Annotated in this window: 14 protein-coding genes and 4 pseudogenes; 5 read left to right on the plus strand and 13 right to left on the minus strand. The window is 67.7% G+C overall.

All coding sequences use genetic code 11. The annotated features are described in order from the left end of the window. Nucleotides 1-179: 179 nt before the first annotated feature. Nucleotides 180-773 carry a DUF4291 domain-containing protein gene (locus AB0472_RS23325; protein ID WP_366358539.1) on the plus strand — a complete coding sequence of 198 codons (594 nt, stop codon included), beginning with the start codon at nt 180-182 and terminating at the stop codon, nt 771-773. A 186-nt stretch (nt 774-959) separates the two neighbouring features. Here the strand turns inward: AB0472_RS23325 and AB0472_RS23330 are convergent, their stop codons facing one another. Next, nucleotides 960-1,700: an SDR family oxidoreductase gene (locus AB0472_RS23330; RefSeq protein ID WP_366358541.1), complete on the minus strand. Its 741-nt coding sequence runs from the start codon at nt 1,698-1,700 to the stop codon at nt 960-962. 89 nt (nt 1,701-1,789) lie between these two features. On the opposite strand from AB0472_RS23330, the gene AB0472_RS23335 reads away from it, so the two are divergent. Further along, nucleotides 1,790-2,260: a MarR family transcriptional regulator gene (locus AB0472_RS23335; RefSeq protein WP_366358543.1), complete on the plus strand. Its 471-nt coding sequence runs from the start codon at nt 1,790-1,792 to the stop codon at nt 2,258-2,260. 63 nt (nt 2,261-2,323) lie between these two features. Here the strand turns inward: AB0472_RS23335 and AB0472_RS23340 are convergent. The 10 genes and pseudogenes from AB0472_RS23340 to AB0472_RS23385 form a co-directional block, all read right to left on the minus strand. Then, nucleotides 2,324-2,485 (minus strand): annotated as a pseudogene (locus tag AB0472_RS23340) (site-specific integrase); the annotation flags it as partial. Nucleotides 2,486-2,847: 362 nt separating this feature from the next. Then, on the minus strand, nt 2,848-3,309 hold the full coding sequence (locus AB0472_RS23345) for a hypothetical protein (RefSeq protein WP_366358545.1): 462 nt from the start codon (nt 3,307-3,309) through the stop codon (nt 2,848-2,850). A 246-nt stretch (nt 3,310-3,555) separates the two neighbouring features. Then, the gene (locus AB0472_RS23350; protein WP_366358547.1) at nt 3,556-3,846 is read right to left on the minus strand and encodes a transposase; all 291 of its coding nucleotides are present in this window, start codon (nt 3,844-3,846) and stop codon (nt 3,556-3,558) included. A gap of 155 nt (nt 3,847-4,001) precedes the next feature. Then, a complete protein-coding gene (locus AB0472_RS23355) occupies nt 4,002-4,631 on the minus strand; it encodes a DUF6461 domain-containing protein (RefSeq protein ID WP_366358549.1) in 630 nt (209 codons plus the stop codon). Beyond that, nucleotides 4,628-4,954: pseudogene (locus AB0472_RS23360) on the minus strand (AAA family ATPase); the annotation flags it as partial. The gene AB0472_RS23355 and the pseudogene AB0472_RS23360, both read right to left, overlap by 4 nt. A gap of 325 nt (nt 4,955-5,279) precedes the next feature. Next, a complete protein-coding gene (locus tag AB0472_RS23365; RefSeq protein WP_366358551.1) occupies nt 5,280-5,696 on the minus strand; it encodes a hypothetical protein in 417 nt (138 codons plus the stop codon). Between the two features lie 8 nt (nt 5,697-5,704). Further along, complete coding sequence (locus AB0472_RS23370) at nt 5,705-6,379, minus strand: hypothetical protein (protein ID WP_366358553.1); 675 nt, start codon at nt 6,377-6,379, stop codon at nt 5,705-5,707. Nucleotides 6,380-6,970: 591 nt separating this feature from the next. Further along, entirely contained in the window at nt 6,971-7,654 is a 684-nt protein-coding gene (locus AB0472_RS23375) for a hypothetical protein (protein ID WP_366358555.1), read from the minus strand. A 144-nt stretch (nt 7,655-7,798) separates the two neighbouring features. Continuing rightward, nucleotides 7,799-7,957, minus strand: a pseudogene (locus AB0472_RS23380) (DUF2199 domain-containing protein); the annotation flags it as partial. Nucleotides 7,958-8,244: 287 nt separating this feature from the next. Next, on the minus strand, nt 8,245-8,685 hold the full coding sequence (locus tag AB0472_RS23385; protein ID WP_366358557.1) for an AhpC/TSA family protein: 441 nt from the start codon (nt 8,683-8,685) through the stop codon (nt 8,245-8,247). Between the two features lie 253 nt (nt 8,686-8,938). Here AB0472_RS23385 and AB0472_RS23390 point away from each other — a divergent pair, with 253 nt between their 5' ends. Beyond that, nucleotides 8,939-9,553: a TetR/AcrR family transcriptional regulator gene (locus tag AB0472_RS23390; protein ID WP_366358559.1), complete on the plus strand. Its 615-nt coding sequence runs from the start codon at nt 8,939-8,941 to the stop codon at nt 9,551-9,553. Nucleotides 9,554-9,726: 173 nt separating this feature from the next. Here the strand turns inward: AB0472_RS23390 and AB0472_RS23395 are convergent, their stop codons facing one another. Continuing rightward, entirely contained in the window at nt 9,727-10,149 is a 423-nt protein-coding gene (locus AB0472_RS23395; RefSeq protein ID WP_366358561.1) for a hypothetical protein, read from the minus strand. A 1,042-nt stretch (nt 10,150-11,191) separates the two neighbouring features. Here AB0472_RS23395 and AB0472_RS23400 point away from each other — a divergent pair. After that, complete coding sequence (locus AB0472_RS23400; RefSeq protein ID WP_366358563.1) at nt 11,192-12,505, plus strand: cytochrome P450; 1,314 nt, start codon at nt 11,192-11,194, stop codon at nt 12,503-12,505. Nucleotides 12,506-12,556: 51 nt separating this feature from the next. On the opposite strand, the gene AB0472_RS23405 is transcribed toward AB0472_RS23400, so the two are convergent. Further along, nucleotides 12,557-13,108, minus strand: a complete 552-nt coding sequence (locus AB0472_RS23405; protein WP_366358565.1) for a GNAT family protein — start codon at nt 13,106-13,108, stop codon at nt 12,557-12,559. A 620-nt stretch (nt 13,109-13,728) separates the two neighbouring features. Here AB0472_RS23405 and AB0472_RS23410 point away from each other — a divergent pair. Beyond that, a pseudogene (locus AB0472_RS23410) lies at nt 13,729-14,190 on the plus strand (carbohydrate binding domain-containing protein); the annotation flags it as partial. Nucleotides 14,191-14,216 lie beyond the last annotated feature (26 nt).

Below are 14,216 nucleotides of genomic sequence, written 5' to 3' on the forward strand. Positions count from 1 at the left end.
TTGTAATAGCGTGTTGGTCTTGAGGGGCTTCGTGCCAGGTCAGACGGCGTTCCATAGGCCTCTGCGCGGAGGCCCGTGGACCCCGCAAAGGACGATGCCGGTTGGACTGGAGGTAAGCGTGGCGCGCGGACGCGGTAATTTGATGGCGCACGCGAAGTGGTATGTCCACCCTGGTCCGCATGTCGGAACCCGAGCACCAGATTCGAGCCCTGCACACGGACTCCACAGTCACCGTCTACCAGGCGTACGCACCGGAGATCGGTCTGCCGGCGGCCCGGGAGGGCCGTTTCCCAGCGGTGTGGCAGCGGGACCGGATGACATGGATCAAACCGTCGTTCCTTTGGATGATGTACCGCTGCGGGTGGGGTACCAAGGAAGGCCAGGAAACCGTCCTCGCCGTCGAGATCACCCGGGAAGGCTTCGAGTGGGCACTGGAACACGCCTGCCTGTCCCACTACGAACATCGGCTCCACGCCGACCGCGCCACGTGGAAGCGCCAGTTGAAGCGGGCCCCGGCCCGGGTGCAATGGGACCCCGAACGCGACCTGCATCTTCAGCCGCTTCCCCACCGGTCGCTCCAGCTCGGCCTCAACGGCGAAGCCGCACGTCTCTACGCCGACGAGTGGATCGTCTCCATCACCGACGTCACAACGCTCGCCCATACGATCCATGAACTTGTACAGGACGGGGACCTGGTCATGGCCCGGCAACTCCTGCCCCGTGAACGCCTATACCCCGTGAACGAGGGGATCCTGGCCCATGTGCAGCAATGAGTCAGTGCCAGCCCTGCCAGCTGAATGATCTCTAAGCAGCTCCGATTCCGCCACGGTTCCAAGGTCGACGAGGGTCTCGGCTCTCCCATGCCAAGCCGAGGCATATCCGCAGGTCAGCAGCGATGCGGGCATTCTGCAGGGAACCCGTCGGCAGTGCTCAGGAATGAGGCCGCCACCCGCTTCTCGTCATGTGTTTAGGCCACCGTCGATGGTGATGGCGGTGCCGGTGATGTGGCGTCCGCCTTCCCCGGCGAGATGGGCGATCATCGCGGCAATGTCGTCCGGATGGCCGTAGCGGCCCAGCGGGGTCAGGTCCCGCATGCGGTGTGCCTGGGGGCCGTCGGCAGGGTTGGCCTCGGTATCGGTGGGGCCTGGCTGGACCAGCACGGCGTTGATGCCCCGCGGGCCGAGTTCACGCGCCAGACCGCGAACGAGACCGTGGAGGGCGGACTTGCTGGAGGCGTAGAGCGCCATGCCGGGGAAAGGCGTGTAGTCGGCAACGTTGCTGCCGAGGACGATGATCCGGCCACCCTCGGGCAGGTGGCGCAGAGCCTCCTGGACGGTGAGGATGACCGCTCGGACGTTGAGGCTGTAGGTCCGGTCAATGTCCTCGACGCTGAGTTTGTCGATCGTGCCCGGAATCATGACCGCTGCGCTGTTGATGAGGATGTCGAGCCGTCCAAGACGTTCGGCGGCCTCGTTAACAGCGCCGCGCAGCTGTGCCGGGTCCGTGCTGTCCGCCTTCAGCGGTACAGCGTTTCGGCCCAGCTCTCGGACCTGCCCTGCCAGGGTCTCGGCCTGGGCGTCTGAGCTGGTGTAGGTGAATGCAACGTCGGCGCCGTCTCGTGCGAGACGCAGCACGGTTGTGGCGCCGATGCCTCGGCTGCCGCCGGTAATGAGTGCTGCCTTGCCTGTCAGGGGGTTCATGGAGGTGCCTTCCTGGAGTATCACTTGCTTAGTCAAGTGATACTCCGAGACACTTGCGTAGTCAAACGTCTGCGGGCACAGTGAGGGGCATGCACCGCGACGATGCCCTCACTCCGCAGGAGGCAGACCTACTCCACGAGCTGGGTCGCCTTGTGCATGCCCTTCCCCGGGCCCTGGAAGACGACATGAACCGCACCGCCGGCCTGACGATGACGGACTTCGCAGTCCTCCTGCGGCTCAGCGAAGCCCCGGAACAACGCTTGCGCATGTCCGAACTCGCCACCCTCATGGGGCTGACGCCGAGCCGTATCACACGCGTCGTCGATGGCCTGCGCAGCCGGGGTCTGGTCACTAAGGATCGCGACCCTGCCGACTTCCGCGGAATCGTCGCCACCCTCACCGGCTTGGGCCACACCGCCATGGAGGAGGCCCACCCTCACTACCGCGCCAGTGCGCGTCGGCGAGTCCTCGACCACCTGCCGGTCGACGAACTCTCCCTTCTGGCGAGTGCGATCCGCCACCTCAATGCCGCCCTGGCGGGGGACAACGGCACCGCCTAAAGCACACCGACGCCCTGGACCGTTCGCAGTCCAGGGCTTCTGTCAGTCGGTCACGCTCGGGTGTCAGTCCGTTGAGCCGTCCCCCTCCCTCAGTCCTTGCGTGATCCGGTCGTTCATCTCCTTCTCCTGGCCGTCGATGCACTTGGCGTAGATCTTCAGAAGGACGTCCACCGAGTGGCCGGCGCGAGCGGCGACCTCTGGAGCCGGAACCCCGGAGTTGAGCCACACTTCATCACCAGAGCCTCTTACCACTCGCTGGATTCGACAACCGCGAGCTACCAAGAGGCCCCTTCTTCATGCCGTCCGACCGGTCAACTCACCCGATCCAGTGCACCGTTCGAACCAGACCGGCTACTCGAGCGGATAGAGAACAGCCAGTCGTCGACTGCTCGGTAGTACTCCACGGTCTCGACTTTGATGCACTTGAGGTCAACGACGAGTTGATCGTGCCAGCCAGCGCACAAGGGTGCACCGTCTGACATCCACGAGTGACGTCAACGGCGCCGGACGTCAGCACTCCTAGGCGGTCTGGCATGGCCAACGTTGCCGGGTGGATCCCCGGCAGAGCCGAGGAGTGATCCGAAGTCCTAAAGCTGTTGTCCACTGTGGAGTTGGGCATCAGCGACCTGGCGCACATCAGCGAACCGGACATCCTGCCGAGTTCCACCTGCCAGACCACTCAGGGCGTACGCCGAGTACGTGAACCCGTCTGTCGTGTGGAACTGCGCGCCCCAGTTGCCGAGGCGCACCGAGCTGACACGCGACCACGGCAGACGTTGAGTGCCCCAGGGATTCACCATGACGATCATGTCCGTCGTGAGTTCCAGGCGTATGCGAAGGAGACCCCACCAGGCGAAGAGGCCGAACCCCAGGGCGACGGCAGTAGCGATCCCCGCGGAGCCCACGGACTGCGTGCCCGGGTGGGAGAGCACGCCCAGCCAGGCGGACAGCGCCCCGCACGCTGGGCCGGCGGCCAGCACGTAGCCCATGAGCCGGCCCGACCGGCCGACCCGCCATACACCGATGACGCCGTCTCGCACATCGCCCACGGTTCGAATGATCCTCGTCCGTGCCTCGAACGGAAGCGTCTGAGTCGCGACGCCGAACGCGTGCCCGACCGGGGGTAGTTCGGGACGGACTGCTCGTGCCAGAAGTGTGCCAGGTTATAGGAGGAACCACGGGGAACACAGGGGAACCACTCGACCGCCCACCGAGCCCCCGGCGCTGCTCCGTCGCGGGTCAGCCCGAGAGCAAGCCCTAGATGCCCTTAGCTTCCCAAGCTGATGTCCTGTCATTCAGGTCAACCACGCCCCTCCCAGCCAGCCCCCGAGCGGTTCGGGCTGCCGCTTCGTTCGGGCTGCGGCGCTGGGGCGCCGGTCCCGCACCACGGGCTTGGTCCCCTCGTCAATATCCGCCCGGCGCATCCACTTCCACAACGTCATCGGGTGGACCGCGAAGTCGGTGGCCACCTGCTCCACCGTGACACCCGGGCCGCGGTTCCTCGCGACCCGCACGACATCCTCGCGGAACTCTTCCGGATAAGGCTTGGGAACAGCGACATCCTTCCCACCAGCCCTACAGGGCAAGCCAGTTCAGATGCCACCTGATCGTGCAGCAGACCCTTGAGGGATCTTCCGGAGCTGGCGAACAAGAATTGCCCCGGTTGGGAATTGGGGGCAGCAGCTCGTGGCACATGAGGGGGGTGGCATCCGCCCGGACTCCACCCCCCTCACTCATGTATTCAAACGTCGTCGCTCAGTGTGTCAAGGGAAGGGCTTCCGCTGACTACTACCAGCGGAAGCCTGCCGTCCTCCAGCAGATCGCGTGGCAATGAGATACCGAAATGCTTCTCGATCACGCCTAGCGACATGGCGATCCGCAGACTGTGCCGCGCGCCGCTCACCTTAAGGTAATCGCCCGTCGGAAGAATGATGCCCGCCGCTTCCAGCTCCTCCTGGAGAAGATCCGGCTGGGATCCCCAGCGCCTCCGTTCCTCGCCAAGACCGAACGAGCACAGCAACTCGCTGTCGGCGGCGTAGGAGAAGAAGGGAGGCGGGTGGAATGCCTGGGGATCAAGATTCACCGCCTCGACACCGTTGCGCGAAATGCTCTTGAGAACGTCGTGCCTGGCCCCGGGGGCTTCCCCGTATTCGGCGGCGAACGCCCACCCCTGCGCTTCCCCCACCCGTGCGACGCCTACATCTGCATCGGTAAGAAGCCCGACGGCTTCCCAGTCGGTCGCCAGGGGCTTCACACCTGCCGGTGAAGCGCCGAGCCGCACAGCCAACTCGTCCGGCGTGATCCCGCGGGCGAAGGTGACGCTGTACTGCCACTCGGACTCCATCAGCCAGCGCACACCGCGATTCGTCATATCCTCATCTTGCCGCGTGGCCTCGTCACCATGAGGGCCACCTGCACCACAACCCTTCCACACGGGAGCACCCCCACCTCGGCGCACAACCGGCTCGCCTGGCCTGTCCGCGCACCCCGGACAGCCTCCCTGTCCGATTGGAAGGCGCACCATTTACCCCTACGCCTGTCCGAGGAAGCGGTCTGGAGACGGCGCGGGGTGTCTTCCAGGGCGAGGTAGAGCACCGGTCCGCCCTGAACGGACACGGAGTCGAATGCCTTGCCTCCGGCGACGGACAGGCCCAGTCCGAGGGAGCGCCAGGACTTGGCGACCTTGGGCGGTCCGGCGAGCGCGCTACCCGCCGGACCGTGGTCCGTCCGAAACCGCGCTCACGCGTCAGGTCAGCCTCCGACGGCAGTACCTCGGCGTTGTCGTCCGCCCCGATCCGCTCCCGTAGCTTCTCTGAGATGACTGGTTAGGGCTCCGCGCGAACTGGCCTCCGAGTGCCATGAGGTGCGCTCGCCAGCGCCGGACAGGTGGTGTCCCAGCCGTCCGACTGCCCCAGCAATGGGGTGACCTGCGGAGACAGGTGGGACAGCCGCACTGACCACGGTCCCACCTGTCCGGCCCGCACGAGGGGCCTCCAAGGTGTCGCAGCTCATCCGGGACTCAATATTTCCGCAGGTAGCCTTTGATCAATTCGATGTCCAGACGATCCTTGCGCCGACCGGATCGCACTTTCCAGTCAAAAACATCTTGAAGAGAGCAGAACGGAATTCCCTCTATGATTTCCGCATCTGCGATCAATTCATCCGGGCCCTTGCCATCTGGAAGCCACCGGTCGAAGACTTCGATAGAACCCTCAAACAGCAGCACCATTTGCCCGTGCCCTGACGGAGCCAACACGGGGTCAGCGAGGTCAAGGGCCAGCTTCCAGGCGGGCCCTCGCGCTACGACGTCGAGATCTCTGACGTCCTCGCGCAGCCCATGAGCCAGCAGGGGACCACTGCCAGCAACGACGAAGTCAGAGAGAGGCAACTGGAGCGAGCGCAGCTTCTCAATGAGGGGATGCTTGTTCAGCTCCAACGCGCCTCCTACAGGACGGACAGCCCGATCGCCGCGCGAACAGCCATACCCATGGCCAACGATGCAATGACGCTTGCTAGCGTACCGAGCAGGAAGTACTCCGACGCGTACCTGCCGTGGTCGCTCGAGGGTCCGCGTGCGAGAGACTTGGCCGTCAAGGCGAGCGCTGCGGCGTCAGGCTGACCAGCGGCCAGAAACGCAAACAGAAGCGCTCGCTCCAGAATGCCGATGCTTCTGCTGCCCGTCATGAACTCTTCAGCCAGCTGCCGTTGTGGATCGGTGCTCTGAAGAGTGTTGACCTGGCGGCGTACAGGCAATGTCGCGGCCATCGCGAGCGGGCCACCCGCGAACACAGCGACAAGGCCACCTGCCAGCACGACAGTTGCCCTGTCGCTTAGCAGCAGCTTCTCGCTCACCATGGTCGTCGTCGCGCCGGCGACCCAGACGGCAACAACCGACGCAGCCCCGAACATCGCCACACCGATACGTGCGGGCGTCGGTACCGAACCGAACACACTTGGGATCGTGATTGAGAACCCAGCTGAAGGTACGCCAGAAGAGTTGTAGAGGAGCACCACCGAGGCAGCGAGTAAGACCGCTGCAAGCAGCGCCAGCCAGGCCTTTCCCTGACCCCAGTAAGGCCCGATGACGTACCCGCCAGAGATCGCGGTGACGAAGACCATGCGCCATGGCCGCGAGCGCTGCCACCCGAGCCCCCAAGGAACCAGCACTGCCGCAGACAGCCCAAAGAAAACCCGAGCAGCCTCCACGTCCCCCGCCTCAACTCCCCTGCCCTAAAGGCAACTTCGCAAGCTCCGAGTCCAGCATCCTATCCGTTGCCCATCGACTCTTCGACCTGTAACCATCACGCGCCCACCCCGGCATGCAGGCCAGGCATCGCCATCGGGGAAACAGGCACCTTCAGCAACATGTCCCACGTGTCCGACTGTCCCGTTAAAGCGCTGACCTGCACAAACAAATGAGACTGCGAGATTCGCCAGTGTCCCCCTGTCCGACCTGGGTACAAGGCCGCAACATCTGGGGGGCAGCCTGTCACGTCGTCGCCCCCCGTCACGCCTCAGCAGCCGGAGGCGGCCCCCCGCCCCTTCCCCGCATGCGCGTGTGGGGTGTGTGAGCAAGACGAAATCACGCCACCCCGAGACTCCCTTGCGGGTCAGAGCCCTAGTTCGACATGTCACGAACATGACTCTCCAAGGAGGGTACGAATGGCTGCCGACTGGGTCTCACAGAGTCGCGCACGTACTTCGTTGCGGTCAGGCCTTCCGCTGGTTTGCCCAGATCGCGTGGTCCAGCTCCCACGGTGTGCACCTCAAGCGTGTCGCAGCCTCGGTGAGGATGCTGACCGCTTGGACCGTGGTCACCGTACGCTGCAGCACTGTTTGCAGCCATCGAAGAACCATACGGTCCGGCTTGATGCGGCTGTCGTCTCCCAAGAGCATCCACAGGTACGCAAGTCGTGCGCCGGAGCCGTGGCCGGCGACCACGGCGAGGTCACGCTCAATGGCTCTCAGCTTGTCCAAGTCAGCGAGTAGCACGTTGGCGTCGCCAAGGGTTGCGACGCCGTGGGATACCAGGAGATCGGCGTACTGACGGGCAGCCTCCGCCTTCAGTGGGGCATCGCGGTTTGCCCGTGTGCGCTGCCTGTTCTGTAGGACCTCGGAAGAGAAAGCCTCTTCACCGTGGGTCTGGATGTGCGTAACGAAGCTCTGGAGCGGTTGCTCGTCGGGGACAGGAAGCTGCGCGCTACCTGACATCGGAACTGAGATGCCGGCCCAGGCCGCGTAGCGGTGGCAGGTCGGGACCGTGTGCCGCTCGTAGCGGGCATTGATGGAGAAGACGGCGTCCAGGACACACAGGGAGGCATGGGCCCACCGAGGGCCTCGCGGTTTGAGTGCCAGATGCCCAGCGGCAACGACTACTTGTCCTATCTCGTCCATCGATCTCCTGAGCGCGGGGTCCTGTTGTCTGTGCAGGCGGATGCGGGCGGAGGCAGCCCTTTGCCGGTGATCGCGTCGCGACAGCGTGTTGATCTTGACGAGTTCGCGGCAGGTCGGAGTGTGGCACCGGTCAGGCCACTGGGATCAAGCGTTGTCGCCGGGGTGAAGGACGGCCTCCGCGATCTCGCGCACGCGGTCCTGCGTGATGCCGGTGCGCTGCTCGATGGCGAGGGGATGGTCGGTGGGTTCCAGTTCGACGGAGGGACGTTGACCGACCGGGCGCGTGTGGGCGTTCGTCTTCAGGGGCAGACCGGAGCCCCGGATCACAGGCAGTCCGGGGCTCCGATTCGGGGGATGTTGTTGTGTCGGTCCGTGGAGTCGTCCCCCTCCCCTGGCCCGCGCGACGGACGCAGGGCGGGCACGGGCGATCGTCCCGTTCCGGTCCGGGCACGTCCCGTCGTTGTGCCACTCGGTGTGCGAGGTGTGGTCGACGACCACGCCGGGGTCGTCGTTGACCAGGCCCATCGCCGCGATGTACGGCCTCAGTTACTCGGCGGGGTCCTTCGGTGGGGTGAGCCAGGGATCGTTGCTCATGGTGCGCTTTCGGGACCTGGTCCTGATGGCAGTGAGGTTTGAGTCGCCAGTTCGAGCAGATGGTCGACCGGCCACTGGTCGTAGGCGTGTTCGCCGTACTTGGCGGCGAGGATGCGGCCGTCGGGGGCGATCAGGAAGTCGGCAGGAAGGCCGAGCCGACCGCCGTGCGGCCTGCTGGACGGCGGCCGCTCACGCCCGCGGAGGATCCTCCACGTGCTGCGCAGGACGGCCCGGGCGGTCGGTGCCCAGGCCCGCGGGCTGAGCAGCGCGCGAGGCGACGACTCCACCCCGAACTCGGCGTACAGGCGCTTGGTGGGGTCGGCTATGACGGCGAAGGGGAGGTCGGCCACGTGCTTCCGCAGTTCCTCTGCGGGCGAGTGGAAGACCACGATCTCGCGGATTCCCGCCTGGGCGATCTCCGCGTGTCGTCGCACCACCGACTGAAGGTGCAGATTGCAGATCGGGCAGCCGGCGAACCGTCGGAACTGAAGATGTGTCAGCCGGTCACCGTCGGGGACGGCGATCCGGGCGCCGGAGACGGCCGTCAGGTCATGGGCACCGACAACGACACCTGGTCCTAAGGTTCCTGGCCGCGTGCGGCTTCGAGACGTTTGCATGATCCCCCCTCTTCCGTTAGGCGTACAACGTACGCCTACCAGCGTAGGCGTATGCCGTACGCTGTCAACCGTCATGCCTCGCCCCCGTTCGCTCACGCCGGACCACGTCGCCTCGTCCGCCCTCACCGTCCTGGACCGCGATGGTGTCGCCGGTCTCTCGATGCGTGCGGTCGCCAAGGAACTGCGCATGAGCACGATGGGGCTCTATCGCTACGTGGCCGACCGCGAGGAACTCGAACGGCTGATCGTCGAGTCCGTGCTCGGAACCGTCGACACCGAGCCCCCGCCCTCGGACGCGCCGTGGGAGGAGCGGATCGAGGTCCTGGTGCGGCGCCTGCGCGACACCCTCGCCGTCCATCCCGCCGTCGTGCCGCTGACGATCACCCACCGGCACCGGTCCCGCGGGGTGCTGCGGTGGTCGGAAGCCGTACTCACCGTTCTCGCCGAGACGGGCTTCGACGGCGCCCGACGTGTCGTCGCACTGCGGGCCCTGCTGAGTTACGTCATCGGGGCCATCCAGCTCGAGCACCTGGGCCCGCTGGCGGGCGAGGGCACGGTCGTCATCTCGGCTCTGCCGACGATCGAGTTCCCGCTCCTGGCCGAGACCGCACACCACGCCCGGGACGTGGGGGCCGACCAGGAGTTCTTCGGCGGGCTCGCCGCGCTGATGCGCGGCCTGCACAGGTAACGGCACCGGCCCTCGCCCAGACAGCGTGCCGTCGGCCGAATGACCGACGGTCCGCCGCCGCCGACAGGTGGTCCCGTCCGGCTCCATGCTCGAAGTCCCTGCCGGGGGCACCCCTTACGACGTGCCCCGGAACAGGTGCGGGGCCCGCGACGCCAGGCGCTGCCGGTTGCCCGCTAGTCGGCGGTGACGCCCCAGTAGCCGATCTGCACGGGCCTGCCGTCGCGGTGGAGCACCGTGCAGTTCCCTTGGCCGCGGCCCGGGAACTCCAACCGCCCGGCGTCGAGGGCGGCGACCCACTCCTCGTGGCTGGGCCGGCCGTGAGGAGCCCACGCACGCACCTCGCTGTCGGTCAGCGGACGCATGAACGGACCGTCGTCGGCGTCCTCGGCCTCGATCATGAGAGGGAAGTCCAGCACCGTTCCCGTGCCACCGGTGAAGATGTACTCCTGCCACTCCGGATCGCGCCAGAGTCGCTCGACGGACCGGCCCTCGAAGCCGTGGTTTTCGCGCGCCAGCTCGTCTTCCTGCGCCTGTTGGAATGCCTCCGCCAGATCACGCCGATACGGTCCCGTGCGGGCCCATTCGTCGCCGCCCATCCGTGCCGCTCCTCCGTTCGAACCCCCCTGCTCAAGCCGCACAAGAGCGGAGCATAGGAGACGGCACTGACAAGTCATCCCGCCCAGCCGGTCGTCACACGCCGCGATGGCCACCCATTGATGCGGAATACCTCGCCCGATGCGGAATACCTCGCCGGGCCCGATTGGGAAAGGATCGACATCCACCTCGTGGGCCCAGGGGAGGAGTGCCGGACCCGCAGCCCGGGCGCGCCGAGCGTTACGACTCCGCTCCCGCCCCCTTCTCTCGGATGGACCTGCCGGGACGGTTGGCGGACAGGTCGTCAGCCGGTGTCAGGGGCGACAGCATCGGCAGCGCTTCAGCCATGGACGTCGTCTGCGGTCGGACCGGCACGGGGTCGATCCGCAAGTGGCGAGTCGGCACGGTCGTCACGTCGGCGCGATACTCGGCGACCGAGACCGTCATGCCCCCCTGTCCGCAAGTCCGCCCAGCCGACGGCCGTGCCATCAGGCAGTTCACGTACGCGATCACGCCCATACCGCCAACCAGCGGGTGACCTTCAGCTCCATGGGCCCCTCGCCCGCTCTCGGCTCGAAGGAATCGCAGCGGGCAGCGCTCGGAAGGCAGTTCAACTTCACCGGCCCCAGGCCGTGTTGAAGCCCACGTACGCCTCGCCGCGCGCAGCGCAGTCACCGCCGGCCTGCGGCATCGGCGGCGTGTCCGTGGGGCCGCTTTCGTCCTCCGCCGTGGCGCGGTCGGGGTGCCGGGTGCGGTGATCGCGTGGCGGGTGTGTGGGTATTTGTCTGGTAAGAGCTCTATATCACTGATGCGATGTATGAGAAAATAAGGGATGTGGCATCAGGTGCTGAAGACAGGCGAGAGGAGTGCATCATGATCGCCAAGCTGCTCGGGAGACTGTCCTTCACCCGCCACTACGGTGCGTACGGGGCCCACGAATGGGATGCGTACGCCGGCGACGACTAGGAGCGAGCACGCTGCCGGCGGGTGCCCAGGGGCGCCCGCCGGGTCGTGGGTACGTTGCCGAGGGCCAGGGACGGTCTCATGGGCGCAAGGAACGAGCCGCCGCGGTTGTCCGAGGGCGGCTTCGCGGCCTGGAGTCGCGACCGGCTGGGGATGGCGCGCCGGGGCGCCGCGGAGTGCGGGGACGTCTGGCAGCTGGAGCCGGGGGTCTACGTAGCGGCCGCGGCCGAGCCCTGTGAGGCGGTCCTGCGCCGGGCGAAGGACTTTCCCAAGGCCTCCTCGCCCCTCTTCCCCCCGTTGAAGCGGTCGAGCGGCGAACCGACGCCCGAGGAGCGTGGGTACGCTCACGCCGCCCGGATGCGCGGACTACGGGCGCAGGCGGTGGCGGCCCGGATCGGGGAGATCGCGCCCCGGACCGCCCGGTTCGCCGACCGGTTGCCCACGGGCCAGGACGTCGAGATTCTGCCGCCGGTCCGGCACACCCTGGCGGAGATCGGCGTGCACTATCTCTTCGGCGAGGACGCTCCCGTTCTGCTGCCCTACGCCTCTCAGCTCTTTCTTGCGCGGGAGGTGCTCGTACGCCCCTCCCGCTGGGTATGGCCGCGCTGGGTTCCCACGCCGGCCCGGCGGTTCCGTACCCGGCAGCAAGCCGCCTTCACCGACGCTCTGCGGCCCGTCGTCCGCCGGCGTCGTTCGTCGGGCGGGCTCGGCGACGACATGCTGGGTCAGATGCTCCGGCCCTCCCCGCACTACGGCCTGCTGCCGGAGGAGGCCGTCCTCGACACCCTTCCCGGAATCACGGTCGCCACTTTCGAGACCCCTTCCCGGGCAGCCGGCTGGATCCTGCTCCACCTGGCCCTGTACCCCGAGGCGGCGGCACGCGTCGCGGCCGAGGCCGCCCTGCTGCCCGCGGACCCGGCCGCGACGACCAGCACCCACCTGGGCAGCCTGCGGTACACCCAGGCGCTGGTGAGCGAGGTGCTCCGGCTGTACCCCCCGAGCTGGCTGCTGACCCGGCGTGCCCGGCGTCAGACCCAGCTCGCCGACTACACCATCGACGCCGGGTCCACCGTTCTCGTCTGCCCCTACACCGCGCACCGCGACGCACGCGAGTTCGCGGAGCCGGACGAGTTCCGGCCCGAGCGGTGGCTCGACGATCCGGGCTCGCCGGCGAAACCCGGGGTCTTCCTCTCGTTCGGCACCGGTCCGCACGGCTGCGAGGGAACGGCCCTGGCCATGGCGATGCTGACGCTGCTGACCGCGCAGACCGCCCGCTGCTACCACTTGAGCGAGCCGTCCGGACCGGAGCCCGGCTACCAGGTCACCACCCTCGAAGGTCTCGCACCTGTCGGCCTGCGCCTGCGCGCCACCGTGCGTGACCGAGGGCGGTCCTGACAGCGATGACAGCGGTGACAGCGACGACAGCGGCGGACGGCCGGATGACGCTCAGTTCGTCGTGTGCCGCCGGCCGAACTCGTCGGCGAGCATCCCCATCATGACGAGGTCCCGGTGCCGGCCGGCGAGGAAGACGTGTTCCCGCAGGCGGCCCTCCTCGGTGAAGCCGAGCCCACGGAAGAGTGCCAGTGACGCCTCGTTGTGGGCGAAGATCGCTGCCAGGCATTTGTGGTAGCGCCGCTCGGCGAACATGAAGCGCAGCAGCAGTACCACGGCTTCCGCCGCGTAGCCCCGGCGCCGGTGGTCGGCACCGATCGTGATCCCACACTCGAACCAGCCCGAACGGGGGCCGGTCCGGTGCGAGCCGACCGTGCCGACCAGCTCACCCGTGGCCGTCGCCTCGACGGCGAGGAGGAAGCGGTCATGATCGGACTCGGCCAGGGCCTGTTCTCTCGCCCAGGCCCGGTGTCTCTCGGTGGACCTCGGCAGATCCAGCCGGCTCGCTCGCCCCCCGTCGTCGGCGGCGAGGCGCATGAGCGCGGTCCAGTCGTCGGGCTCGATGGCGCGCAGGCGGACCCGATCACCGGTCCAGGACGAGGCCATGCCCCATTTGATCACCTGCCGGGGCCGTGGGGCCGGCAGGCACACCGCAGGCCACGGCGGCGGTCGGCGCGGCGGCCGGGGACGGATCCGGGTCCGGGGACGGAGACGCGACGCGGACGGGGACGGGGACGGGTCGGGGCCCGGGCCCGGGCCCGGCTGAACCTCCGGGGCGGGTGCTGCGTATGGGTTCCGGAGGGCCGTCTCCATTCCATGCCATGGGACGGAAGGAGTGCACCGTGCCCACACCGCCCACACCGCCCACACCGGACGCACCGGACGCACCGGACGCGCCGGACGCGCCGGACGACCGCACCACGCTGGAGCCCATCCGCGTGCTGCGTATGCGCAACACCGACGCGCTGGCCCAGTTGCTCGACGACATCCGCCAGGACGACGACTACCGCGGTCGCAACACGGTGGGCGCCCCCGTCCGCCCCGCCCCGGCCGACGGCGGGACAGCGGAACTCCCCGCTGTCCCCGGCCTCGCGGACCGCCCGCGTCTGGGGCCCTGGCAGCGCCGGGCGGCCCTGGTGATCGCGGTCGCGGCGGCGGCCGTCGTCGGCTTCGGCTGCGCCCTCCTGGTCCCCGGCGCCACCGAGGCCGCCCCGGCCGCTCCCTCGGTGGGCGCGTCGACCGCTCCGGCCTCTGCGGCCCCCACATCGGCGGCCGCGACCGGGGCCGCCGGCGTTCTGGCCGACCCCGGCTTCGAGTGGGGTGGTCCCTCACCGTGGAACTGCGCCGGGAATCCGGGCTCGATCGTCTCCTCCCCCGTCCACACGGGGTCCAAGGCCCTCCACGGAACGGTGGGTTCGAGCGGCACCGGGCAGTGCGACCGGATCGTCGCGGTACGGCCGGACACCACCTACTCGCTCAGCGGCTGGGTCCGCGGCTCCAACGTCTATCTCGGCGTGAACGGCGGTGCCGCCACCTGGGCCACCTCCCCTGCCGCCTTCAGCCGGCTGACCGTCTCGTTCACCACGGGCGCCGCCCAGACCAGCGCGACGGTCTACGTGCACGGCTGGTACGCGCAGGGCGACTACTACGCCGACGACATCACCCTGGTCGGTCCCGTTGGCGGCGGCCACTCGTAGGGCATTCGCGACGGGTA

It is taken from the genome of Streptomyces sp. NPDC086777, from assembly GCF_040702065.1.
Lineage (GTDB): Bacteria > Actinomycetota > Actinomycetes > Streptomycetales > Streptomycetaceae > Streptomyces.